This window comes from Candidatus Dormiibacterota bacterium, from assembly GCA_035635555.1.
GTDB lineage: Bacteria > Acidobacteriota > Polarisedimenticolia > Gp22-AA2 > Gp22-AA2 > Gp22-AA3.
The window spans coordinates 179,852-202,655 of the sequence record DASQAT010000035.1; the positions used below are offsets into that span (position 1 = coordinate 179,852).

At 69.4% G+C, this 22,804-nt stretch carries 16 protein-coding genes; 3 read left to right on the top strand and 13 right to left on the bottom strand.

What is annotated here, in order from left to right; translation table 11 throughout:
- The 8 genes from VEW47_09445 to VEW47_09480 all read right to left on the bottom strand — a co-directional run bounded on the left by VEW47_09445 (position 1) and on the right by VEW47_09480 (position 12,489).
- Positions 1-2,280, bottom strand: coding sequence for a 3-hydroxyacyl-CoA dehydrogenase NAD-binding domain-containing protein (locus VEW47_09445; GenBank protein ID HYS05401.1), 2,280 nt, complete (start codon positions 2,278-2,280; stop codon positions 1-3).
- 47 nt (positions 2,281-2,327) lie between these two features.
- The gene (locus VEW47_09450) at positions 2,328-3,614 is read right to left on the bottom strand and encodes a thiolase family protein (protein HYS05402.1); all 1,287 of its coding nucleotides are present in this window, start codon (positions 3,612-3,614) and stop codon (positions 2,328-2,330) included.
- A 34-nt stretch (positions 3,615-3,648) separates the two neighbouring features.
- Positions 3,649-5,136 (bottom strand): sigma-54 dependent transcriptional regulator, encoded by a 1,488-nt coding sequence (locus tag VEW47_09455; protein ID HYS05403.1) that lies wholly within the window; start codon positions 5,134-5,136, stop codon positions 3,649-3,651.
- A 148-nt stretch (positions 5,137-5,284) separates the two neighbouring features.
- A complete protein-coding gene (locus VEW47_09460) occupies positions 5,285-6,877 on the bottom strand; it encodes a Do family serine endopeptidase (protein HYS05404.1) in 1,593 nt (530 codons plus the stop codon).
- An 86-nt stretch (positions 6,878-6,963) separates the two neighbouring features.
- Entirely contained in the window at positions 6,964-7,401 is a 438-nt protein-coding gene (locus VEW47_09465) for a response regulator (protein HYS05405.1), read from the bottom strand.
- A gap of 176 nt (positions 7,402-7,577) precedes the next feature.
- Positions 7,578-8,987, bottom strand: coding sequence for a sigma-54 dependent transcriptional regulator (locus tag VEW47_09470; protein ID HYS05406.1), 1,410 nt, complete (start codon positions 8,985-8,987; stop codon positions 7,578-7,580).
- The gene (ligA, locus tag VEW47_09475; protein ID HYS05407.1) at positions 8,987-11,041 is read right to left on the bottom strand and encodes an NAD-dependent DNA ligase LigA; all 2,055 of its coding nucleotides are present in this window, start codon (positions 11,039-11,041) and stop codon (positions 8,987-8,989) included. The genes VEW47_09470 and ligA overlap by 1 nt, the downstream gene beginning before the upstream one ends.
- Complete coding sequence (locus VEW47_09480) at positions 11,041-12,489, bottom strand: ATP-binding protein (GenBank protein ID HYS05408.1); 1,449 nt, start codon at positions 12,487-12,489, stop codon at positions 11,041-11,043. The genes ligA and VEW47_09480 overlap by 1 nt, the downstream gene beginning before the upstream one ends.
- A gap of 238 nt (positions 12,490-12,727) precedes the next feature.
- Here VEW47_09480 and VEW47_09485 point away from each other — a divergent pair, with 238 nt between their 5' ends.
- The gene (locus VEW47_09485) at positions 12,728-14,563 is read left to right on the top strand and encodes a thrombospondin type 3 repeat-containing protein (GenBank protein HYS05409.1); all 1,836 of its coding nucleotides are present in this window, start codon (positions 12,728-12,730) and stop codon (positions 14,561-14,563) included.
- A gap of 45 nt (positions 14,564-14,608) precedes the next feature.
- Here the strand turns inward: VEW47_09485 and VEW47_09490 are convergent, their stop codons facing one another.
- Together VEW47_09490 and VEW47_09495 are read right to left on the bottom strand one after the other, a co-directional pair.
- Positions 14,609-17,248: a pitrilysin family protein gene (locus VEW47_09490; protein HYS05410.1), complete on the bottom strand. Its 2,640-nt coding sequence runs from the start codon at positions 17,246-17,248 to the stop codon at positions 14,609-14,611.
- Between the two features lie 106 nt (positions 17,249-17,354).
- A complete protein-coding gene (locus tag VEW47_09495) occupies positions 17,355-17,918 on the bottom strand; it encodes a nuclear transport factor 2 family protein (GenBank protein HYS05411.1) in 564 nt (187 codons plus the stop codon).
- Between the two features lie 153 nt (positions 17,919-18,071).
- Between VEW47_09495 and VEW47_09500 the strand changes: the two genes are divergently transcribed.
- Together VEW47_09500 and VEW47_09505 are read left to right on the top strand one after the other, a co-directional pair.
- On the top strand, positions 18,072-19,025 hold the full coding sequence (locus VEW47_09500) for a DUF6687 family protein (protein ID HYS05412.1): 954 nt from the start codon (positions 18,072-18,074) through the stop codon (positions 19,023-19,025).
- A 107-nt stretch (positions 19,026-19,132) separates the two neighbouring features.
- The gene (locus VEW47_09505) at positions 19,133-21,283 is read left to right on the top strand and encodes an NAD(+) synthase (protein HYS05413.1); all 2,151 of its coding nucleotides are present in this window, start codon (positions 19,133-19,135) and stop codon (positions 21,281-21,283) included.
- A gap of 2 nt (positions 21,284-21,285) precedes the next feature.
- Here the strand turns inward: VEW47_09505 and VEW47_09510 are convergent, their stop codons facing one another.
- The 3 genes from VEW47_09510 to VEW47_09520 are packed head-to-tail and all read right to left on the bottom strand — an operon-like array spanning position 21,286 to position 22,801.
- Positions 21,286-21,654 (bottom strand): VOC family protein, encoded by a 369-nt coding sequence (locus VEW47_09510; GenBank protein HYS05414.1) that lies wholly within the window; start codon positions 21,652-21,654, stop codon positions 21,286-21,288.
- A complete protein-coding gene (locus VEW47_09515) occupies positions 21,651-22,157 on the bottom strand; it encodes a metallophosphoesterase family protein (protein ID HYS05415.1) in 507 nt (168 codons plus the stop codon). The genes VEW47_09510 and VEW47_09515 overlap by 4 nt, the downstream gene beginning before the upstream one ends.
- Before the next feature lie 14 nt (positions 22,158-22,171).
- The gene (locus VEW47_09520) at positions 22,172-22,801 is read right to left on the bottom strand and encodes an O-methyltransferase (GenBank protein HYS05416.1); all 630 of its coding nucleotides are present in this window, start codon (positions 22,799-22,801) and stop codon (positions 22,172-22,174) included.
- Positions 22,802-22,804: the final 3 nt, after the last annotated feature.

Here is a 22,804-nt window from a genome sequence, read left to right on the forward strand (position 1 = left end):
TTACTCCTTCTCGAAAAAGGCCCGCCCCTCGCGCGCCATCTCCAGCAGAAGCCGGGTCGCCAGGAAGCGCGGACCGTGCCGGCCGGCGAGGGCCTCGAGACCCTGCACGACCGCGGTGAGGCCGAGCGTGTCGGCGTGACGCAGGAGACCGCCGCGGAACGGCGGGAAACCGGTGCCGAGGACCATCGCCAGATCGACGTGCGAGGGATTGGCGACGACGCCGGCCTCGAGGCACCGTGCCGCCTCGTTGATCATCGGCAGGACGAGCCGCGTCTCGGTCGGCCCGGCGTCCACGTGCTCCCGGGGCCGGGCGGAGATCAACGCGTACACCGCCTCGTTCACGTCGCGCGGCGGCCCCTCGGATCGGCTCGTCCTGCGCCGGGGGGCGGGTCGCCCGCCGCCGGGACCGCCGCCGTCGTCCGCACCCCCGTCGTCCGGGCCGTCCGGGTGGATGTAGAACCCGCGTCCCGTCTTGCGCCCGAGCCACCCCTTGTCCTTGAGAATCTGCAGCGCGGTGGAGCGCGGGGCGCGATCGCGGAAGGCCTCGGAGAGAACGCCGGCGACGTGGTTGGCGACGTCGATGCCGATCTGATCGAGGAGCGCCAGGGGACCCATCGGCATCCCGAAGTCGAGCATGACGCGGTCGATCTCGTCGATCCTGCCCCCCTCCTCGATCATCACGAGCGACTCGCCGAGATAGGTCATCAGGATGCGGTTCACCAGGAAGCCGGGGGCGTCTCCGACGACGATCGGAGTCTTGCCGATGCGCTTGGCCAGAGCGACCGCGGTCGCCACCGCCTCCTGCGACGTGCGCGGGCCCTTGATCACCTCGACCAGCGGCATCTTGTGGACCGGGTTGAAGAAATGCAGGCCGACGACGTCCTCGGGGCGGCGCGCCTCCTTGCCGATGGCCTCGATCGGCAGGGACGACGTGTTGGTCGCGAAGATGAATCCCTCCGGCACGACCGCCTCGACTTCGCGCAGCACCTTGTGCTTGACCGCCAGCGACTCGACGACCGCCTCGATCACGACGTCCGAGCGGCGCAGGCCGGTGTACTCGAGTGTCGGCTGGATCAGGGCCGCCTTCTGGTCGCGCTCGCGCCGGCTCAGGCGCCCCTTCCTGACCTCCTCCTGGTAGAGGTCGTGCGCGTGGCGGATGCCACGCGACAGCGCCTGAGGGTCGATGTCCTTCAGCCGGACTTCGACACCGCTGCGCGCCAGCGCCTGCGCGATGCCTCCACCCATGACGCCGGCCCCGATCACCGCGGCGGCCCGGACGTCCCGCGGCCGGACGGCAGGATCGTCGACCCCCGGGTCGCGGCGCGCGGCGCGCTGCATGAGGAAGATGGACACGAGGTTCTTGCTGGTGCGCGAGGCGGCGAGAGGACCGAGAAGCTCGGCCTCGCGCAGCAATCCTTCCGCCATCCCGTGGCGCAGCCCGTGGAGGACCGCCTCGAGCGCCCGGTACGGGGCCGGGTAGTGGACCTCGGCGACGCGCTTCCTGAGACCGCGGCGGGCGAACTGCGAGGCCAGCGCGAGACGCGCCAGGTGCACCGGGTTCAGCCGGGCCAGGGTGGAGTCGGGCAGCCGTCGGCGGGGCCGCCGCCGGCCCTCGGCCGCGTCCATCACCAGCTTCTCGGCCGCCTCCAGGAGCAGCTCGGAGGGCACGATCTCGTCGGCCAGACCGATGCTCACGGCGCGGCGGGCGTTCGCGCTGCGGCCCGTCAGGATCATGTCGAGGCCCGGGGCCAGGCCGACCAGGCGCGGCAGGCGCTGCGTCCCGCCCCAGCCGGGCATGATCCCGAGACGGACTTCCGGGAGCCCGATCTCGACGCGCGGGTCGTCGGCGACGATCCGGAAATGACAGGAGAGGACGAGCTCGGTCCCGCCCCCGAGGCAGGTGCCGTTGATGGCGGCCACCACCGGGAAGGGCAGACGCTCGACCGCGTCGAACAGACGCTGTCCCTTGCGCGAGGCGTGCTCGGCGTCCTGGATCGAGCGCAGGGCGCGGATCTCGTTGACGTCGGCCCCGGCGATGAACGACGCCGGCTTGGCGCTCATGACCACCAGCCCGCGGACGTTCTTGTCGTGCGACGCCTGGTCGATCAGGATCTCGAGGACCGCGACGACGGGCGCGGTCAGGAGATTCACCTTGTCGTGCGGCTTATCGAAGATCAGGAAGGCGAGACCGTCGCGGCGGGTCTCCAGGACGACACCCGGCCCCTCCATCGACAGGGTCTTCTCCCCCGTCTCGGACACGGCCGCCCGTTTGGCCTCCATGCGCGCATCCTCCGATCGATCGTGCGACCCGCTGCCGGTAAGATGCTCTACGACCGCTCCAAGATCAAGGCCGCGCCCTGGCCCCCGCCGATGCACAGCGAGGCCAGCCCCAGACCCAGGTCGCGGCGCGCCATCTCCTTCAAGAGGGTCAACGCCAGCCGCGCTCCCGAGCAGCCGACCGGGTGACCGAGCGCGATGGCGCCGCCGTTCACATTCGTGATCTCGGGTTTGATCTCCCCCAGCGCCGCCTTCAGCCCCAGCTCGTTCGCGGCGAACTCGGCGGAGGCGAACGCCTGGCGCACCGCCAGGACCTGCGCGGCGAACGCCTCGTTGATCTCGACGAGCTGCACGTCCCGCAGCACGGCGCCGGCGCGCTCCAGGGCGACGGCGGTCGCGTACACCGGTCCCAGGCCCATCACCGCGGGGTCGAGTCCCGCGAACCCGTACGATCGGATCCGCCCGAGGTACGGCAGACCGAGCTCGCGCGCGCGCTCCTCGGAGGCGATCACGAGCGACGCCGCGCCGTCGGTGAGCATGCAGGAGTTGCCGGCCGTCACCGTCCCCCACGTCCTGTCGAAGGCCGGCTTCAGGCGCGCGAGCTGCTCCAGCGTCTGGTCCTCGCGCGGCCCGATGTCGTCCAGGACCGGCTGGAACCGCGGCGGGGGGTAGACCGGGACGATCTCCTGGCGCAGACGATCGCGCGCCGCCACGGCGCGCCTGTGGCTCTCGAGCGCGAAGGCGTCCTGCTCCTGGCGCGTCACGTGGAAGCGGCGCGCCAGGACCTCGGCGGTCTCCCCCATGTTCAGGCCGCAGATGGCGTCACGCAGCCCCACCTCGAGAGCCGAGACGGGACGGAGGTCCCTCAGACGCGCCTTCCACAGGGCGGCCAGACGCTGCGGCAGGGTGCGGGCGCGCCGGAACCTCATGAGATCGTCGGTGAACGCCTGCCCGAGCTGGAACGGGATGCGCGACATCGACTCGACGCCGCCGGCGATGATGACGTCGGCGGCGCCCGACTCGATGCGATGGAACGCGCTGACGATCGCCTGGATCCCCGACCCGCAGTTCTGGTTGACCGTGAAGCCCGGAACGCGGCGCGGCACGCCGGCCTTCAGCGCCGCCACACGGGCGATGGTCGTGGATTCCGCGGGCTGGGCGATGCTGCCGATGATCACCTCGTCCACCAGGCGCGGGTCCAGCTCGACGCGGGCCATCGCCTCCGCGATGGTGATGCGGCAGAGCTCGTCGGCCGGCACCTGATTGAGAACGCCCCAGGACCTGCAGAAGGGCGTCCTGACCCCGTCCACGATGACGACGCCGCGCCGCGGGCTCACGAACGCGGCCGCCGCGCGCTCGCGAGGGCCTGCCTCATTCCTGCACCTGGTCTCTCGAGATCCCGTATTGCTCGAGTTTCTTGTACAGATTGCTCCGGGGGGTGTCGATCGCCCTCGCCGTTCGCGAGATGTTCCAGCGGTTCTCCTTGAGCTTCCTCAGGATGAAGATTCTCTCGGCCTCGTCCTTGTAGTCCTGCAGGGTGCGGAACGAGGTCGGATCGGGCGCGTCGAGGGCGGAGGGGGCGCGCGCCTCGCCGGCGGCGGCCGGCGCGGTTCCGCCCTCCGGGGGCGCGACGGCGGGTCCGGCTGCGCCGGCCTGCGCCACGGTCGGCGCGACGTCGGGTGCCGGGCCCGCCGGGGTCTCGCCCGCCAGCGCGTCGACGTCCTCCGCCTCGATCGTCTCCCGTTCCACCATGATGAGCAGCCGCTCGACCGCGTTGCGCAGCTCGCGGGCGTTCCCCCGCCAGGGCCGGGCCGCCAGGCGCTCGACGGCGGCCGGCGAGAAGCGCTTGGGGCGGTAGCTGCTGTCGGAGGTGAAGGTCTCGACGAAATAGTCGAGGAGGGCCGGGACGTCCTCGCGGCGCTCGCGCAGGGACGGGCAGACGATCGGCAGCACGTTCAGACGGAAGAACAGGTCCTCGCGGAAGGCCCCGGCGTGGATCCGCTCGCGGAGATCCTTGTTCGTGGCGGCGATGACGCGCACGTCGACCCGGCTGGTCTTCGCCATGCCCACCGGCTCCACCTCGCCGTTCTCGAGGACGCGCAGCACCTTCGCCTGCGTGCGCGCGCTCATGTCCCCGATCTCGTCCAGGAAGATGGTCCCGCCGTCCGCCTGCACGAACTTGCCGATCTGTCGCACGGTCGCGCCCGTGAACGCCCCTTTCTCGTGGCCGAACAGCTCGGATTCGATCAGCTCCTCGGGGATGGCCGCGCAATTGATCTTCACGAAGGGCCTCTCGGCCCGATCGCTGTTGCGATGGATCTCCCAGGCGACCAGCTCCTTGCCGGTGCCGCTCTCGCCCGTGATCAGCACCGTCGCGTGCGCCGGCGCCGCCCTCGCGATCGCCTCGCGCACTCCCTTCATCGCCTTCGACTCCCCCACCAGCCGGAGGCTGGCCTCGACCTGGTGCCGGAGGCGCAGGTTCTCCTGGCGCAGCCGCTTGCGCTCGATGGCGTTGCGCAGGGCCGTGAGGACGCGCTCGGACTCGAGCGGCTTCTCCAGAAAATCGTACGCCCCCTTCTGGATCGCCTCGACCGCGGTCGGGATGTCGCCATGCCCGGAGATCATCAGAACGGGAGTGTGCGCGTCCTTGGAGCGGATCGCCTGCAGAGCCTCCAGTCCGTCCATCCCCGGCATCTTGATGTCGAGAAGGACCGCGTCCGGAGCGTCACGGCGGATCGCCTCGATCCCGTCCGGGCCCGAGGCGGCCTCGAGACACTCGTACTCCTCGTACTCGAGGACCATGCGCAGCGACTTGCGGATGTCCTCTTCGTCGTCGACGACCAGGACCTTGTGTTTCATGGGACCCCGGGCTTCATGACCGCGCGCGTCATCGGGTGGCCCCCGGATCTTAGTCCGTCGGCGGGGAAAGGCACACACAAAAAAGCGGGGCCCGCCGCGCGGGCCCCGCTGGTATCGCGAAGACAGGCCGGGTCGTTCCGGCGCGGGGCTATTCCCCCTCCTCCTGCGGCGTGCTCAGGCGGAGCGTCACGTAGCGCGAGATCGGATCGCCGCCCGTCCGGCCGGAGGGGCTGATGACGTACAGCACCACGAGCCCCCCTTCCTTGACCTTCCCCAGCTCGCGCCGGTATTCCGCAACGCTCTTCACCGGCACGCGGTTGACTTCGAGGATCACGTCCCCCTCTCCGAGCCCCTTCTCGAACGCCTCCGAGACTCTCGACACGCGCGTCACGAGGACGCCCTTGGTGTCGTCCGGGAGATCGAGCTTGTCCAGGACCTCCGGGCTCACGTCGTCCACGGAGATTCCGAGCTTCTTCTCGTTCGGCTCCTCGCTGCGCCCGCCCTTCTCGGGGACGGCCGCCTCCTTGCCGATGTGCTCGCTCCGATCGGCCAGCTTGGCGGTGAGCGTGCTCTCCTTGCCGTTGCGCAGCACGGTCAGCTTCACGGTCGAGCCGGGCTCCTTCGCCGAGACCTGCCGCACGACCTCGTTCGTGCTTCCCACCGGCTTGCCGTCCACGGCGACGATCACGTCACCGCGCTTCAGGCCCGCCGACTCCGCGGGCAGGCCGGGCTTCACCGAGTTCACCAGGGCGCCCTTGTCGGTCGAGAGACCGAACGCTTCCTGGAGATCCGGCGTGATTTCCGCCAGCTCGATCCCCAGGTAACCGCGGGACACCTTCCCCTTGGTCCTGAGCTGGCTCATGATGTCCCGGGCCACGTTGATCGGGACCGCGAAGCCGATACCCTGGCCGACGCTGCTGATGGCGGTGTTCACTCCCACGACGTCGCCGCCCAGGTTGACCAGCGGGCCGCCCGAGTTTCCGAAGTTGATCGCGGCATCCGTCTGGATGAAATTGTCGAGGGAGAAGTCGCGCGACAGGTCGCGCAGAACGCGTCCCTTGGCGCTCACCACGCCGACGGTCACGGTGTGGTCGTAGTTGAGCGGGTTGCCCACCGCCATCACCCAGTCGCCGACCCGCATCGTCTCCGAATCGCCGAGGGACAGGTACGGCAGCTTCTTGTCGCTCTTGATCTTGATCAGGGCGATGTCGGTCGAGGGGTCGGTGCCCACCACGTCGGCCATGTAGTCGCGGCGGTCGCCGGTGAGGTTGACCTTGATCTTGGAGGCGTCCTCGACCACGTGATAGTTGGTCAGGATGTATCCGTCATCGCTGATCAGGAAGCCCGACCCGCCGCTGACCTCGATACGGGGTTCCTCCTGCTGCTCGGGCGAGAAGCGGCGTCGCTGCTCGGGCCCGAAGAAGAACTCGAACGGATCGCCGTGGAAGGGAGCCCGACCACCGCGCCCCTTCGATTTCACCGTCTCGGTCGAAGTGATGCTGACCACCGCCGGGTTGACCCTGTCGGCGATGTCGGCGAACGAGACCGGCGCGCCGATGGGGGCCCCGTGACCGGCGGCCAGCTGGGCCCGGGCCGCGGCATGCAGGGGCCGATCGTCCGCCGTCTCCCCGGCGGCGTGTCCCGGAGTGGTGAGGTGGAGGCCGCCGGCCACCACCATGCCGAAAATCATCGAGGCCGCCGCTATCAATGCAAGCGTGACCGGTTGACCACTTCTTTTCATGGACATCATCTCCTTGAGGAAAGTCAGTATAGGCCCGCCCCGATCCTCCGTCAAGGACGCGGGAAAAGGCTGTAAGTCCTGCCTCATCAACGCGGGATCAGCGGGTCCACCGGGCGCGGGCAGGCCGCCCCGGAAAGGGCGGCGCGCACGGAAGCCAGAAGGTGCGCGGTGTCGATCGGCTTCTCGATGACCTCCACGACGCCGAGCCGGGCCGCCTCGACCCTGAGCTCGTGGCTCAGAAGCGCGCTGATCAGGATGACGGCCGGCACACCGCCGGTCGTGCCCTGCGTACCGAGGGCCGCGGCCACACGCCGCCTCAAGCCGGCCAGAAGAGCGAGCCCGCTGGTGTGCGGCATGCGCTGATCGAGGATGAGAAGATCGATTTCCTGGAGGCTTTCAGGATCGGTCATCACCTTCTCGGAGTCCTCCGACAGGAGGACACGGTGCCCCAGCCTTCGGAGCAGCCGTCCGTACGACTGCAGGACGGCCGGATCGTCGTCCACAACGAGAATCGTCTTGGTCATGACATCCGGGATCGGACAGCAAGCGGTGTGCCATGGAAAAGTGGGAGCGGGTGGGCAGCCCGCCTGCCCACTAACATCTTGCGGCCGGGATGGTTAGGTCCGGAAGCCTCGGGGCGACGCGTGCGCTCCCCGGGTCGAGGCGTGGTGATTGTGGCGCGCCAATTTGACGCCCGCGTTCATTCGTCCGCCTGGGGCTGCCCGTCCCCTGTCCCCGGGGACTGCTCGTACTCCCTGAGCTTCCGTTGCAGGGTCCTGAGGCCGATGCCGAGGATCTCCGCCGCGCGGGTTCGATTGCCGCCCGTCTGCTGCAGGGTGCGCAGAATCGCATCCTTCTCGATGTCCTCCATGCGGCGGGACGAGCCCGCCGGAGGAAGGACGGGGGCGGCGGGGAGGGGGAGACGCGAACGGTAGTGCTCCGGCATATGGTCGAGCGTGAGAACGCGGATCGAGGCGTCGGCGAGGACCACGAGGCTCTCCATCAGGTTCCGCAGCTCGCGCACGTTCCCTTCCCAGCGCGCCTCGGTCATCGCCTCGAGGACCTCGGGCGAGAGCTGCAGCAGCGGACGGTCGTTCTCGTTCTTGAACATCTCGAAGAAGCGGTGCGCCAGCAGGGGGATGTCCTCGCGACGCTCGCGCAGGGGCGGCACGGCGATGGTCACGACCTTCAGCCGGTAATACAGATCGCTGCGGAATGCTCCGGCCGCCACCTTGGCCTCCAGATCGGAGTTCGTCGCGGCGATGATCCGCACGTCCACGGTGATCGTCTCGGTGCCGCCGACGCGCATGAAGGAGCGGTCCTCCAGGACGCGCAGCAGCTTGGCCTGCAGCGGCACCGGCATCTCTCCGATCTCGTCGAGGAACAGGGTCCCCCGGTCGGCCAGCTCGAACTTCCCCTGCTTGCGCTGCACGGCCCCCGTGAACGCGCCGCGCTCGTGGCCGAACAGCTCGCTCTCCAGGATTTCGCCCGGGATGGCGGCGCAGTTGATCGGCAGGAAGCGGGACTCCTTGCGGGGCGAATTCTGGTGCAGGGCGTTTGCAATCAGCTCCTTGCCGGTGCCGCTCTCGCCGACGATCAGGACGCTCGAGCGCGTCGGCGCCACGAGCGCGAGCTGGTGCAGCACCTGCTGCATCGACTTCGAGGCCCCGACGATCGTCCCGAACGAGAACTTCTCCTCCAGCCTCTCCCTGAGCTGTCTCACCTCCTGGGCCAGCCGGCGCTTCTCGACGGCGGCCGCGACGCGCTTGCGCAGCTCGACCAGGTTCACCGGCTTCTGAAGATAATCGTCCGCCCCCTGCTTCATGGCATCGACGGCGGACTCGACGGAGCCGAAGCCGGTGATCACGAGCACCGCCAGGCCGGGATCGCTCGACTTGGCCAGCTTGAGGACCTCCAGACCGTCGATGCCCGGCATGCGCAGATCGGTCACCAGGAGATCGGTGCCGCTCCCCTTCAGGTAGTCGAGCCCCTGCGAGCCGCTCGCGAACGAGACGACGCTGTAGCCGTCCTTGCGCAGGGCCATCTCGATGCCCCGCCGGTTCCCTTCGTCGTCGTCGATGACGACGATCTGCCCCTTCGACTCGGCCATCACGTCCTCCCGCCGGCACCGGCCAGACTGAGGAACTCCTCCGCCTGCATGATCCTCACGCCCAGGGCGCGCGCCTTGTCGAGCTTCGACCCCGCGTCCCTGCCGCACACCAGGAGATCGGTCTTCTTCGAGAGCGACTCCGAGACGCGCGCCCCCTGGCGCCTCAGCAGGGTCCTGATCTCGTCCCGCGACAGGCCCTCGATCGTCCCGGTCACGACGACGGTCTTACCCGCGAACGGTCCGGCGGCGAGCGCGGGCCTGTCGCCGGCCTTCATGTTGACCCCCGCCTCCTGCAGCCGCTCGACGAGCCGCGCGTTCTGCGGCTGGTCGAAGAACTGGCGGATGGCGTCCGCGACTCTGGGGCCGACCTCGTGGACGGACTCGAGCTCGTCTTTCGACGCCTTGCTCAAATGGTCCATGTCGGGGAACTCCTCGGCGAGGAGCTGCGCCGTGCGCTCGCCGACGAAGCGGATCCCGAGAGCGTAGATGACCCGCTCGAAAGGGGCCGCCTTGCTCTTCTCGATCTCAAGGACGAGGTTCGCCGCCGATTTCTTGCCCATGCGTTCGAGCCCGGCCAGGGTCGGGGCGTCCAGGCAATAGATGTCCGGGATCTCCTTCACCAGGCCCTTGTCCACCAGCTGGTTGACCAGCGCCTCGCCGAGCCCCTCGATGTTCATCGCCTCGCGCTGCGCGAAATGCAGAATCGACTCCTTGAGCCGCGCCGGGCAGGAGGCGTTGACGCAGCGGGCGAACACCTCCCCCTCCGGGCGCGGCGCCGCGGAGCCGCACACGGGGCACATGCGCGGCATCTCGAATTTCATGGCATCGGGCGGGCGCGCCTCCGGGATCACCTTGACGATCTTCGGGATGACGTCCCCCCCCCGCTCGACCAGGACACGGTCGCCGATGCGCACGTCCTTGCGCTCGAGCTCGTCCTCGTTGTGGAGCGTGCAGCGCGAGATGGTGGCCCCGCCGATGTCCACCGGCTCGAGGATTGCGACCGGCGTGAGCGCCCCGGAGCGCGTGACGTTGACCTGGATGTCCACGACCCTCGTGGTCGCCTGGCGCGGCGGGAACTTGCAGGCGACCGCCCAGCGCGGAGCGCGCGCCGTGCTGCCCGCCAGCTCCTGAAGCTCGATCGGGTCGACCTTGACCACCGTGCCGTCCGCCTCGAACGGGAGGGTATCGCGTTTCTCCTGCCATTCCCGGTAGTAGGCCTCGACCTCGTGAAGCGTCCGGCAACGGCGCGTCGGGTTCACCCGGAACCCGAGAGCGCCCAGGAGCTCGAGACAGGCGGAATGCGTCCCGGGTATCGGGGCGCCTCCGATCCGGGTCAGGTTCCAGACCAGCATATCGAGCGGGCGCTGAGCCGTCACCTTTGGATCGAGCATCCGGATCGACCCGGCCGCCGCGTTGCGCGGGTTCGCGAACGGCGGCTCTCCCGCCTCTTCGCGCCGGCGATTCATCTCGTGGAAGGCGGCGATCGGGTAGTACACCTCGCCGCGCACCTCCAGGAACGGCACCGGCCGCAGCAGGCGCAGCGGAACGGACGGGATGGTGCGGATGTTGAACGTCACATCCTCGCCCAGCAGGCCGTCGCCGCGGGTCACGCCGCGCGTCAGCGACCCGTTCTCGTAGATCAACGACACCGAGACCCCGTCGATCTTCAGCTCCGCGGCCAGGGGCACCTGTCCCTCGATACCCGACGTCCCCAGAACGCGCAGAAGCCGGTCGTACCACTCCCGGACTTCGTCGCTTGACGCCGCGTTGTCCAGGCTGAGCATCGGCACGGCGTGCCGCACCGTCGGCAGGTCGCCCACGACCTCCGACCCGACGCGCTGCGTCGGCGAGTCGGGAACGACCAGGTCCGGCCACGCGGTCTCGATCTCGACGAGCTCGCGCTCCAGGTGGTCGTATTCGGCGTCGGAGATCTCGGGGTTGGCGTCGACGTAGTACCGCTTGCGGTGGTGCCAGATCTGCCGCCGCAGCTCCTCGGCGCGGGCCTCCGCTTCCTGACGCGCGCGCGGACGCTGCTTTCTCCGGGCGGCTTCCATCAGGAAGCCTCGCTCGCGGCGGCCGTCCCCAGGACGCCCGCGGTCGCGACGTGGCGGCGCGGCAGCGTGAGGATGAAGCGGGCCCCCTTCCCCGTTTGGCTCTCGACGGCGATCGACCCGCCGTGCGCCTGCAGGATGCGGGCGGCGATCGGCAGGCCGAGTCCCGTACCGCCGCCGCGGTTGGAGAAGAACACGTCGAAGATGCGCTCGCGGTCCTCCGGACGGATGCCGGGCCCGTCGTCCTCGATGGTGGCGATCGCCTCCCCTTGCGGACCGACCTTGCTCGATATCGTGACCGTTCCGCCTTCCTTCAGGACCTGCGTGGCGTTGATCAGTATGTTCATGACCGCCTGGCGGATGAGGCCTTCGTCCAGGTCGACCGGCGGAAGGTAGGGGGACAGGTCCTGTTTCAGGTTGAGCTTCCGGGCCTCGAACTCCGGACGCAGGAACACGCACAGATCGCGCAGGATGGCGTTGAGATCCTTGCTTTCGAAGTGCGCCTGGTGGGGGCGCGCATAGGTGAGGAAGTTGTTCACGAGGTTGCTCAGGCGTCTGATCTCCCCCTGCAGCGCCGCGAGGAACAGCTTGGCATCCCCCAGATCTCCGGCCTCGCGATCGCCGAGCTCCTCCTCCAGCATCTGGAGATTCATGCTGAGCACGTTCAACGGGTTCCGGATCTCGTGCGCCAGGCCGGCGGCAAGCGCTCCGACGAACGCCAGGCGATCGTCCATCTGCGCCTGCGCCTCGAGCATGCGCGTCCGGTGCAGGAGCCGCAGGACATACAGGAACGCGGCCAGGAGGACCAGGACCGCGAAGCCGGCGCCGACCCACAGTTTGACCTGGAGATCGTGCCGCAGCTGTCTGATCTCCTGCTCGATGAGATCGCTCGGCACGCCGACCTCGCGCACGTTCATCGCGTTCGGGTCGCTCGGATGGCCCAGGGCGATGACCTTCTCGGGCCGGCCGGCGACCTGCCACTCTTCGGCGACCTCCGGGTGGCCTGGGAGCGCCTCCATCGGAGCCGCGTCGGTCCGCCGGTGCTCCCCCTCCTCGATGTCGACCCGCAGGACACGTCCGTCGGGCCTCGCGAGGATCCTCTGCCAGCGGTAGCGGAACCTCTGGAAGATCCGGGGCCCGGGCGTCGCGGAGGGGGGCGGACTGAGACAGGGCCGGCTCCTGGGGGAGGACTGCGGCTCTCCCGGAGGGCACGGCTCCGCCTGGAGCGGCTCGGCGTCGTCCACGTCGATCAGATCGGGCCCGCCCGTATGGTGCGTCTCCAGGGTCCGGAGCGAGGCCCGCAGCGCCTGGTCGATGACGCGGTGGCTGAGGTCGCTGAAGGCCAGGTGACCGATCACGAACAGATCGGCGACGAACAGGGAAATAAAGAGGATGGAGGCGAACAGGAGCCGCCTGCGGAATGTAGGCTCGGACCTTGCGACTTCCCGCAACGCAGCCTCTCCCAGGTTCAAAAAGAATAGCACATCCTCCCTCCTCCGACCTCCGGCGCTGCGCGTAACCCGCAGAGAATACCGATCTTCCGCGCCACGGACGTTGACAGCCCGAAAAACCGTGTGCTAGGATCCGCCGCCTTTTGAATCGCCAACGTCACCAGAAGAATTGTGCCGCGGCACATGCGGGTGTCTTTTCGCGTCGGCGTCCGGGCGAGCGTGAGAGCGTGAGGTCGAGATGATCGGGTATCCGGACGTCCGGTTGCGTCGCCGCCTCCTCCACCTCCTCCCCTGCCTCCTCGCCACCGCGGGACTGCTGTCTTCGTCCGCGCGCGGCGAAGAGAAGAAGGGGGCCTGGGAAGCGGGGTTTCTCTTCGGGAACAACTTCTTCACCAACGAGCAGCGTATCGCGAATGCGGACGAGTACGGCATCCGCATCGGCTGGTACTGGAAGCCGTCCTACGAATGGGAGTTCCAGTACCGCACGACCTCCGACGCCAAGGTGCAGGAATCGAGCAGCACGCTCATCAAATCGGACGTGGTCTTCTTCGCCAATCCGGATCGCACCTTTTCGACCGACTCCTACGCCTTCCGCTTCCTGATCAATCCGCGCAACGAAAGGCGCCGCCTCAAGCCGTACGCCGTTTTCGGCTACAGCCTCCTGCGGTACGCCCCCAGCCCGACGCTGCAGCATAGTGAAGAGGGGCAGATCAGAGGCCGGCCGGTCATCCTGGGCGGCGGCATCCGCATGCGTCTGATGCCGCACATGGCGTTCAGGGGGGAGTACACGACCGAGTACGAGCCGACCCACATCTACCACAACGAGCACCTGGACCTCGGGCTGACCTGGGTCTGGGGCGGCGGCGGCGGCGCCGGCGGATCGGCCGACAGCGACGGCGACGGCGTGCTCGACCTCAACGACCGCTGCCCCGATACGCCCAAGGGAGCCCGGGTCAACCGGCAGGGCTGCCCGTGGGACACGGACCAGGACGGCGTCCTGGAAGGGCTCGATCAGTGCCCCGACACGCCGCGCGCCTGGCCCGTGGACGAGGTCGGCTGCCCGCTGGACACCGACAAGGACGCCGTCCCGGACGGGATGGACAAGTGCCCCGACACGCCGAAAGGAGCCATCGTCAACGAGCAGGGCTGCCCGAGCGACAGCGACGGCGACGGCATCCCGGACGGCATCGACAAGTGCCCGGACACTCCGAAGGGAGCCATCGTCGACCCGATGGACAGCCCGACCGCGGGCTGCCCGCACGACACGGACAACGACGGCGTGTTCGACGGAGTCGACACCTGCCCGCTCACCCCCGCGGGGGCCATCGTCGACGAGAAAGGCTGCCCGCACGACTCCGACGGCGACCGGGTGCTCGACGGCCTCGACCAGTGCCCCGATACGCCGAAGGGACAGAAGATCGACAAGGAAGGGTGCCCGCGCGTCCGCCTGGACAAGCCGGAGCCTCAAATCCTGCCGAACGTCAAGTTCGTCCAGGGGATCGAGCTGTGGCCCGGGACCGACGCCTGGCTGCAGCTCCTGGTCGACGCGCTCACCTACTGGAGCGACGTCAACGTCGAGATCGGTGTCTACACCGACAGCAAGGGAAGCGCCGCGGCGAACAGGCAGATCGCCCAGCGTCGCGCCGAGGTGATCAGGGAGTGGCTGGTCCAGCACGGGATCGACAAGAGCCGCATCTCGATCAAGGGATACGGAGCCGTCAACTTCGTCGCGGACAACGACACCGAGGAAGGGCGCGAGAAGAACCGGCGGGTCGAGGTCAAGCGCACCTCCGGCGACCTCCGCAAGCATCCGAAGCCGGTTCCCGAGGAGGCCGCTCCACCGGCCGCGCCCGAGCCGGCCCAGCCGTCTCCTGAGCCCGCGCCGGAGCAGCCCGCTCCCGCTCCGCCGGCCACAACACCTCCCGCGGCCGCACCACCGGCGCCCGAGGCGACCCCGGCCCCCGCGCCTCCGGGACCGGAGCCGACGCCCACGCCGGCGCCCGAGCCGACCCCGAGTCCCGCACCGACCCCGGCGCCGCCGGTGCCGGCCCCCTCCCCCACGCCGGGACCCTGAGGCCGCGCCTCAGGCACCGGCGGCTCCAGCGGGTCCCGCTTCTCTTCAGGGATTGACGATCTCGCCGCGCAGGACGCCCATGGCGCAGTGGTCGGGATCGAGGTAGCGCCAGATCGCGTCGTGCACGTCGTCAAAGCCGACCGAGGCGATGCGCTCGGGATAGACCTGCACGGCCTCCATACCGATGCCGCGCACCTCGGCGTCGGTGAAGCGGTAGGCGCGCGGGGCGTTTCCCTGCAGGGCGATGGCGTGGCTGCCGCGCACATAACGCGCCGCCCTCTCGACCTCCTCCCCGCGCGGACCCTCGTGACGCAGCCGTGCGATCTCCTGGAACAGGACGCGACGCGCCTCCGTCTCGTCCGCCGGCGACGTCGCGAGGTAGACGGTGAAGGCGCCGCCCGCGACCTTGTGGTAGTTGAAGGCGTGCACGGCGTACGCCAGTCCCCGCTTGCCGCGCACTTCCTCGAAGAACCGCCCGCCCAGACCCGAGGTCACCGCCTGGACGATGTCGAGCGAGAAGCGCTCGGGGGTCTGCAGCCCTGGCGTGGGGAAGCCGATCACCTGCGCGGTCTGCTGCCGCCGTCTCGACTCGACCACCTCCGACGCTCCCCACGCGACGAGCTGTCCCGGATCTTTCTCGCCATGCCCCTCCTGCACCCAGTCCACGATCGAGGACCCGACCATGTCGATCGCCTCCTGCTCCTCCAGGTCCCCGACGACTGCGACGACCATGGTCGCCGGCCGCACCATCGCCCTGTGCCAGCGCACCAGGTTCTCGCGCTTCATCGACTGCACCGGCACCATGAGACCGAACGAGGGCAGCGCGTACGGATGGCTGCCGAAGGCCGCCTGACGGAAGAGCTGGAAGGTGAACGGCAGCGACTGATCCTTGATGCTCTCCTGCGCGGCGAGCTGCAGGCTCCTCTCCTTGTCGATCTCCTCGTGGCGGAAGGCCGGGTGGCGGACGAGGTCCATCAGGATGTCGAAGCCCCGGCGGGCGTGCTTCGACAGGATGCTCAGGGCGAAGCCGAAATAGTCCTCATCGATCAGCCTTTCGATCGACGACCCGAGCCCCTCGATCTGGAGCGCCACCTGGCGCGCGTCGCGGGTCGCGCTCCCCTTGATCATCGTCGCCTGCATGAGCCGCGTGATCCCGGAGTTCTCGCGCCCCTCGCCCGATCGGCCGCCGCGGAAGGCGACGCACATCGTCACGAGCGGCAGCTCGCGGCGCGATTCGTGCAGCACGACCGGGCCCGAGTCGAATCGGTGGCGCGACACGCCCTGGCTCTCCCCGACGCGCGTGACGCGCGGCGTGGTCGGGCGGGGCGGCATGAGGGCCACGCGGGCCGCGGCGGACTCGGCGGGCGCCGGCGCCGGGGCGATCCGCTTCAGCTCCAGCTCGAGCTCCGCCGGGTCCGGCGCCGGGAGGCGCGCCTCCGCGGCCTCGGGGACGTACTCGAGGAGCGTCATGTTCTCGAGCGACAGGTGGGCGCGCGCCACGCGCAGCACGTCGGCCCCGGTCACCAGGCGCAGCTTCTCGACCAGCTCGTCCGCCAGGTGAAAGTCGCCGAGCGCCTCGTAGTAGGCGAGGATCGACGACTGGCCCAGGACCTCCGAGCGACTCTGGTGATAGCGATACTCGATGGCGCTCCGGGCCCGCTCCATCTCGGCGGCCGTCGGGGGCTCGCGGCGCAGACGCTCGACCTCGCCCTGGATGGCCCGCGCGGCCGCCAGAGCGCTCCTGGGCTCGCCCTCGGACATCACGGTCAGGATGCCGATGTCCCGGAACGAGTCGAGCGAGGCGCCGATCGAATCCACCAGACCGGCCTTCTCCTTCACCGACTGGTACAGGCGCGACGCCTGGCCGCTGCCCAGAACGTACGCCAGGATGCGCAGCGCCGGGTCGTCGTCGGTCAGGACCGCGGGCGTGTGGTATCCGACCACGATGTACGATCGTTTGATGTCCCCTTTGATCCGACGGTACTTGAAGCCCGTCTGCGCCGGCTCCGCGGGCGATCCGAGCGGGGCGCCCGGCTGCGCCGTCATGCCGCCGAGGTAGAGGTGCGCGGCCTCGATGACGTCGGCCGCCTTCACGTCCCCCACCACCGAGAGGATGACGCGCTCCGGGACGTAGTGGGTCCGGAAATAGGCCAGAAGGTCGTCCCGGGTGATCGCCCGGAGGGCCTGCTCCTCGCCGATGCGCCAGCGTCTGATGCGGTGCGTGTCGAACGCCTCGCGGAACATGATCTCGAGGGCGTAGGCGCCCGGCGTGTCCATCTTGCGTCTCCCCTCCTGCAGGACCGCCTCCAGCTCGCGCTTCAGCTCCCCGGGATCGAACAGGGGGTGCATCAGGGCGTCCGCTTCGATCTCGAGCCCCTTGCGGAGATTCTCGGACGGCAGCACGACGTAGTAGTTGGTGGAGTCGTAGTAGGTGCCGGCGTTCAGCTCGCCGCCCAGCGACTTGATCTCGGTGGCGATCTGGTCCGGGCGCGGCCGGTCGGGCGTTCCCTTGAAGAACATGTGCTCGATGACGTGCGAGATGCCGACCTCCCTGTCCTCCTCGTCGAAATAGCCGGCGCGCACCCAGAGGTTGATCGCCACGACCGGCGACGAATGGTCCTCGCCGATCAACACGGTCACGCCGTTCGGGAGCACGTCCTTCTGAGTCGGGATTCTCGGTGTCACCCTGTCACCTCGCGGTCATCGTCAGCCGGCGCCCAGCCAGCGCCGAATCGCGTGTCACCCTCTTCGGTAAGATACGTCCCCGTCTTCGAAGATGCACATCGACGGCTCAGGGAGTCTTCGTCGGCTGACCGGGGGCGGGGGAAGGCCGACCCGCCGGGGACGGCGCAGCCTGCGGGGCCGCCCCTTGCGGTCGGGGGGGCTCGCTGCCCGCGGGGGGCCCGGGCTTCTCCTGGCCGGCCAGCGCGGGCGGCACGGGAGAGTAATGCGCATGGATCAGCCGCCACTGGCCCCCCTCTTTCCGATAGATCGCCGTCGCCTGGCCGCGATCCTCGAGCGCGTACGACCCGAGACGTCCGGTCATCGACCAGTCGTACGTCGCGTAGCCGAGCGACCCCTGCGCCTCGGTCCGGACCGCGTCGACGGTCAGCCGAATCTCCGTCACCTTGTCGAAGAAGTCCTTCCACAGACGGCCGATCTGATCCCATCCCTGGAACCGGCCCGGAGGCGGCACGTCGAACATCAGGATGTTTTTGTCCTTCGACCAGATCTCCGACAGGGCGCGCAGGTCCTTGCCGTTGATGGCCGCGACCTCCCGGTTCACGAGGGAACGGATCGCGTCGGCGTCGGCCCGGCCATCGCCGCAGCCCAGGAGCGCGGCCGCTCCGAGCAACAGGCACGTCGCCAGCGCCGGCGGAACGGAACGACCTGCGCGGAGCGGAACGGGGGGTTCGAGGCGGGCGGTCATTTCGGGGCGGTACTCTAGACCACGCTCCGGACGGAGTCAATCAGCGGAGCCCTGGAGTAAGATGTCCGCGGGTGCCGCATGATCTTCACCTACTACGACGAACGTCTCGACGCCGTTCCATTCCTGTGCGTGGACGGTGTCGTCGAGAGCGGGCTGAACGTCAGTCACTGGCCCGGCAACCGCACTCCCCCGCATCTGAAGGCCGACACCTCCACCGAGATGGTGCTGAAGCTGGCGCGCGATCCCGGCCGCGCCTCCTGGCTCGCGGGCGTGTCGATCGTCACCAACAACCACTTCGACACCGACGGGCTGCTGTCCGTCTTCGCCGCCCTGCGGCCGGAGGAGGCGCTGCGGCACGAGAAGGAGCTGATCCAGGCCGCGCGCACCGGCGACTTCGGGGAATGGACCACGCCGGACGCCTTCAAGTTCGACGCCGTGGTCACCGCGTACGACGATGAACGGCGCTCGCCGATCGCCTCCGAGATCCGCGGCAGGCCGGAGCACGAGCGCTACCCGATCATCTATGACCGCCTCCTGTCGGCGCTCCCGGAACTCCTGACCGGCGCCGCCGCCCGCAAGGAGCTGTGGTCCGCCGGCCTCCAGTCCTACATGCGATCGATGATGCGCATCAAGGACGTGGCGCGCGTCCGCGAGCACGACGGGGCGCGACTGACGGTCATCGAGACCAGCGAGCCTCTGGATGAAATGGCCCGCTTCAACGTGGCCCGGCATCACCGCGTGCTCACCGCCACCCGCACGGCCGACGGCTACGTGTACGAGATGGCGTTCCAGATCTTCTCCTGGTTCGAGACCGTCACGCCGCCGCGCGGCAGCCGGTTCGACCTCACCGACGCAGGCCGCGAGCTCGATCGCCTCGAGACCGGGGATGGCGGCCGCTGGACATACACGGGTGACGGCTCGCTCGAGTCGCGCCTGTACCGCGCGGCACCGGACGGGAGCCCGGTGGCGAGCACCCTGCCTCTCGAAACCGTCGAGTCGCACCTCTCCCGAATCTTCGCGCAGCGTCCCTGAGCCGGTCTGCCCTCTCGCGGTCCCGTTGATCGTCCGGACGTCTCTTTGCGTCGGCACCTCGAGAGTGGTTACAATCCCGCCGCTTCCTGGAGGCGCCTCCGACCCGCATGGCCTCGACCGAACGGAGCTTCTTCGACCTGTACGCGCAGAACTTCGCGCGGCTGACGGTCGCCATCCCGCGCGTGGCGCTGGCCGATCCGGCCGCCAACGCCCGGGAGATCGCGCGCCTGTACGCCGAGGCGGCCGACGACGGCGCGGCGCTCGTCCTGTTCCCCGAGCTGGCGCTCTCCGGCTATTCCCTGGACGACCTGCACCAGCAGGAGGCGCTGCTGCGGGGCGTGCTGGACGGCGTGCACGCCCTCCTCGAGGCGACCCGGAAGCGGCCGGCGGTCCTGGTCGCCGGGGCACCGCTGCGGCTCGAGGGGCGTCTGTTCAACTGCGCGGTCGTCCTGGCGGGCGGCCGCATCCTGGGAATCGTGCCGAAGACCTATATCCCGAACTACCGCGAGTTCTACGAGAAGCGGCAGTTCGCCTCGTCGCGCGACGCGCTGGCGCGGGAGGTGGAGTGCTGCGAGCAGAGCGCACCTCTGGGGGCCGACCTCCTGTTCCGCTGCGCCGAGAACCCGGATCTCACCCTGCACGTCGAGATCTGCGAGGACGTCTGGGCGCCGATCCCGCCCTCCACGTACGCCGCGCTGCGGGGGGCGACGGTGCTCGTCAACCTCTCCGCCTCGAACATCACCGTCGGCAAGACGGCCTACCGGCACGTCCTGGCGGCGAGCCAGTCGGGGCGCTGCATCGCGGCGTACCTGTACGCCGCCGCGGGACAGGGGGAATCGTCCACCGACCTGGCGTGGGACGGTCACGGCATGATCTACGAGAACGGCGATCTCCTCGCCGAGTCGGAGCGCTTCCTGGCCCGGAGCCAGCGGATCACCGCCGACGTCGACCTCGACCGCCTGGTGCAGGAGCGGATGCGGTTCACGTCGTTCGGAGACTGCGCGACGGCGCATGCCCGGGCCCTCGACGGCCTGCGGCTCGTCCCCTTCTCGTTCACGCCCCCGGCGGCGACCTTTCACCTGCGGCGACGGATCGAGCGGCACCCGTTCGTCCCCGCCGATCCGGACCGAAGGGACGAACGCTGCTACGAGGCCTGCAATATCCAGGTCTCCGCCCTGGAGCAGCGCCTGCGCGCCACCGGCATCAAGAAGGTCGTGATCGGCGCGAGCGGCGGACTCGATTCCACCCAGGCCCTGATCGTCGCGGCGCGTGTCATGGACCGGCTCGATCTGCCGCGCACGAACGTCCTGGCGTACGTCCTCCCCGGCTACGCCACGTCCGAGCGCACGCAGCAGAATGCCCTGCGTCTCCTCGAGGCGCTCGGCGTCACGGGACAGACCATCGACATCCGGCCGTCGTGCGACCAGATGCTCCGGGACATCGGTCACCCGTTCGCCGAGGGGAAGAAGGTCTACGACGTGACGTTCGAGAACGTGCAGGCGGGAGAACGCACGAGCCACCTGTTCCGGCTGGCCAACCGGCACGAGGCCCTGGTCGTCGGCACGGGCGACCTGAGCGAGCTGGCGCTGGGCTACTGCACCTACGGCGTCGGCGACCAGATGGCGCACTACGACGTGAACGCCTCCGTGCCGAAAACGCTGATCCGTCATCTCATCCAGTGGGCGGCCGACAGGAACGAGGTGGGAGACGCGGCATCCGCGGTGCTGCGCGACGTGCTGACGACCGCCATCAGCCCGGAGCTCGTCCCGGGCCACGACAACACGTCGCCGGCCCAGAGCACGGAGAAGACGATCGGCCCCTACGAACTGCACGACTTCAGCCTGTACTACCTCACCCGGCGCGGCTACCGCCCGGCCAAGGTGGCGTTCCTTCTGGCCTGCGCGTTCGGGCGCGACGTGCCCGGGGGCCCCGCCGACGGCCGCTACCCGACGGACGAGATCGGGCGCTGGCTCGGCGTCTTCCTCGATCGCTTCTTCCGCCAGAGCCAGTTCAAGCGCTCGGCGCTTCCGAACGGACCGAAGGTCGGCTCGGGCGGCTCTCTCTCACCTCGCAGCGACTGGCGCGCGCCGTCCGACAGCGCGGCTGCGCCGTGGCTGTCGGACCTGGAAGGGGCGATCGCCTGGATGACGCGCTCCCTGCCCGCCCGCAGGACGCCGGGACCGAAGACGGCCGGCGCGACCCGGAAATCCGCGGCCTCCTCACGGAGAGGGGGCCGCCGGGCGGGTCGCAGGCGCTGACGCTACCCCTTCGGGTCGTGGCAGACGGCCTCGATGTTGTTGCCGTCGGGATCGAGAACGAAGGCCCCGTAGTAGTGCGGGTGGTAATGCGCGCGCGGGCCCGGAGCGCCGTTGTCCTTCCCGCCCGCCTTCAGGGCGGCGGCGTGGAAGGCGTCGACGGCCTTGCGGTCGCGGCTCGCGAAGGCCAGGTGCACGCCCCTCGTGACCGCGTCGTCCTGGCCGATCCAGAGGTCGGTCTTGTCCCCCGCGCCGAGCCCCACGAATCCGGGGAACTCCTTGAGTCTTCGGTATCCGAGAGACTGGAGCGCCGCCTCATAGAAGCGCGCGCTCCTCTTGAGGTCCCTGACCCGCACCACCGCGTGATCGATCATCCTGGAATCCTCCTTGTGGGGAGCTCGATGATTTCGGCGGAGAGCGACGACCCGCTGACGCGCAGACGGGCGACCGCGATCGGGAGGTTGAACCGCCGGGGGCCGGCGCTGCCCGGGTTCAAGTACAGCACGCCTCTGCGTTCCTCGGCCAGCGGTCTGTGCGAATGGCCGCTGATGACCGCCCGGAACCCGGCCGCCACCGGATCGACGTCGAGTCCATGCAGATCGTGAAGGACGTAGAGATGGACGTCCCCGACCTCGACGACCTCCGTCTCGCCGAGGGTCCTCCCCCACTCGTCCGTGTCGTTGTTGCCGCGCACGGCCACCACCGGGGCCAGCGCGCGCAGGGCGTCCAGCACCTCCGGGGCGCCGATGTCCCCGGCGTGCACGATCAACTCCGAGCCGCGCAGCGCCTCGATCGCCTCGGGACGCACCAGACCGTGGGTGTCGGAGATCACCCCGATGGAGTGCCCTCCGCGGCTGGGGCCCAGGCCGGCCCGCATGGATGTCTCCCGGTTCAGACCCTGAGGCTGACGCTGACACCGTCCCGCAGCGGCAGGAGGGTGGTTTCGAGCTCCGCGTCGGCGTACAGGAGACGCGTCAGCTCGCGCACGCCGAGCGTGTTGTCGTCCTGGTGCTCGCTCGAGGCCACGCGGCCGGACCAGAGCATGTTGTCGCACACGAACAGCCCGCCCGGTCTCAGACGCGGCTTCATCAGCGGATGGACGCGCGGGTAGTCGCGCTTGTCGATGTCGCAGAAGATGATGTCGAAGGGACCGGGGTATCGCGGCAGGACCTCCAGTGCGTCCCCCTTCTCGATCACCACCTTCCCCATCAGACCGGCGCGCCCGAGGAAGCCGCGGGCGCTGGCGCAGTTTTCCGCCGAACCTTCGGTCAGCACGACCCGCCCGCCGTCCGGCAGCGCCCGGGCGAACCAGTATGCCGAGTAGCCGAACCCCGATCCGCACTCGAAGATGTCGCGAGCACCGATCGACCGGGCGAGGACGAAGAGCAACCGCCCGACCAGCGGGCCGACGATCGGAAACCGCCGACGATCGGCGAGACGCTCCATCTCGACCAGCACCTCCTCGGACGGCGGCAGGATGCGACGCAGGTATTCCTCGATGGCCGGGTTGACGATGTCCATGCC

Coding starts and splice junctions, on each gene's coding strand:
- VEW47_09505 (HYS05413.1), top strand. CDS start 19,133: ATGGCCTCGACCGAACGGAGCTTCTTCGACCTGTACGCGCAGAACTTC.
- VEW47_09470 (HYS05406.1), bottom strand. CDS start 8,987: ATGGCCGAGTCGAAGGGGCAGATCGTCGTCATCGACGACGACGAAGGG.
- VEW47_09460 (HYS05404.1), bottom strand. CDS start 6,877: ATGAAAAGAAGTGGTCAACCGGTCACGCTTGCATTGATAGCGGCGGCC.
- VEW47_09510 (HYS05414.1), bottom strand. CDS start 21,654: ATGATCGATCACGCGGTGGTGCGGGTCAGGGACCTCAAGAGGAGCGCG.
- VEW47_09455 (HYS05403.1), bottom strand. CDS start 5,136: ATGAAACACAAGGTCCTGGTCGTCGACGACGAAGAGGACATCCGCAAG.
- VEW47_09520 (HYS05416.1), bottom strand. CDS start 22,801: ATGGACATCGTCAACCCGGCCATCGAGGAATACCTGCGTCGCATCCTG.
- ligA (HYS05407.1), bottom strand. CDS start 11,041: ATGGAAGCCGCCCGGAGAAAGCAGCGTCCGCGCGCGCGTCAGGAAGCG.
- VEW47_09465 (HYS05405.1), bottom strand. CDS start 7,401: ATGACCAAGACGATTCTCGTTGTGGACGACGATCCGGCCGTCCTGCAG.
- VEW47_09485 (HYS05409.1), top strand. CDS start 12,728: ATGATCGGGTATCCGGACGTCCGGTTGCGTCGCCGCCTCCTCCACCTC.
- VEW47_09515 (HYS05415.1), bottom strand. CDS start 22,157: ATGCGGGCCGGCCTGGGCCCCAGCCGCGGAGGGCACTCCATCGGGGTG.
- VEW47_09445 (HYS05401.1), bottom strand. CDS start 2,280: ATGGAGGCCAAACGGGCGGCCGTGTCCGAGACGGGGGAGAAGACCCTG.
- VEW47_09500 (HYS05412.1), top strand. CDS start 18,072: ATGATCTTCACCTACTACGACGAACGTCTCGACGCCGTTCCATTCCTG.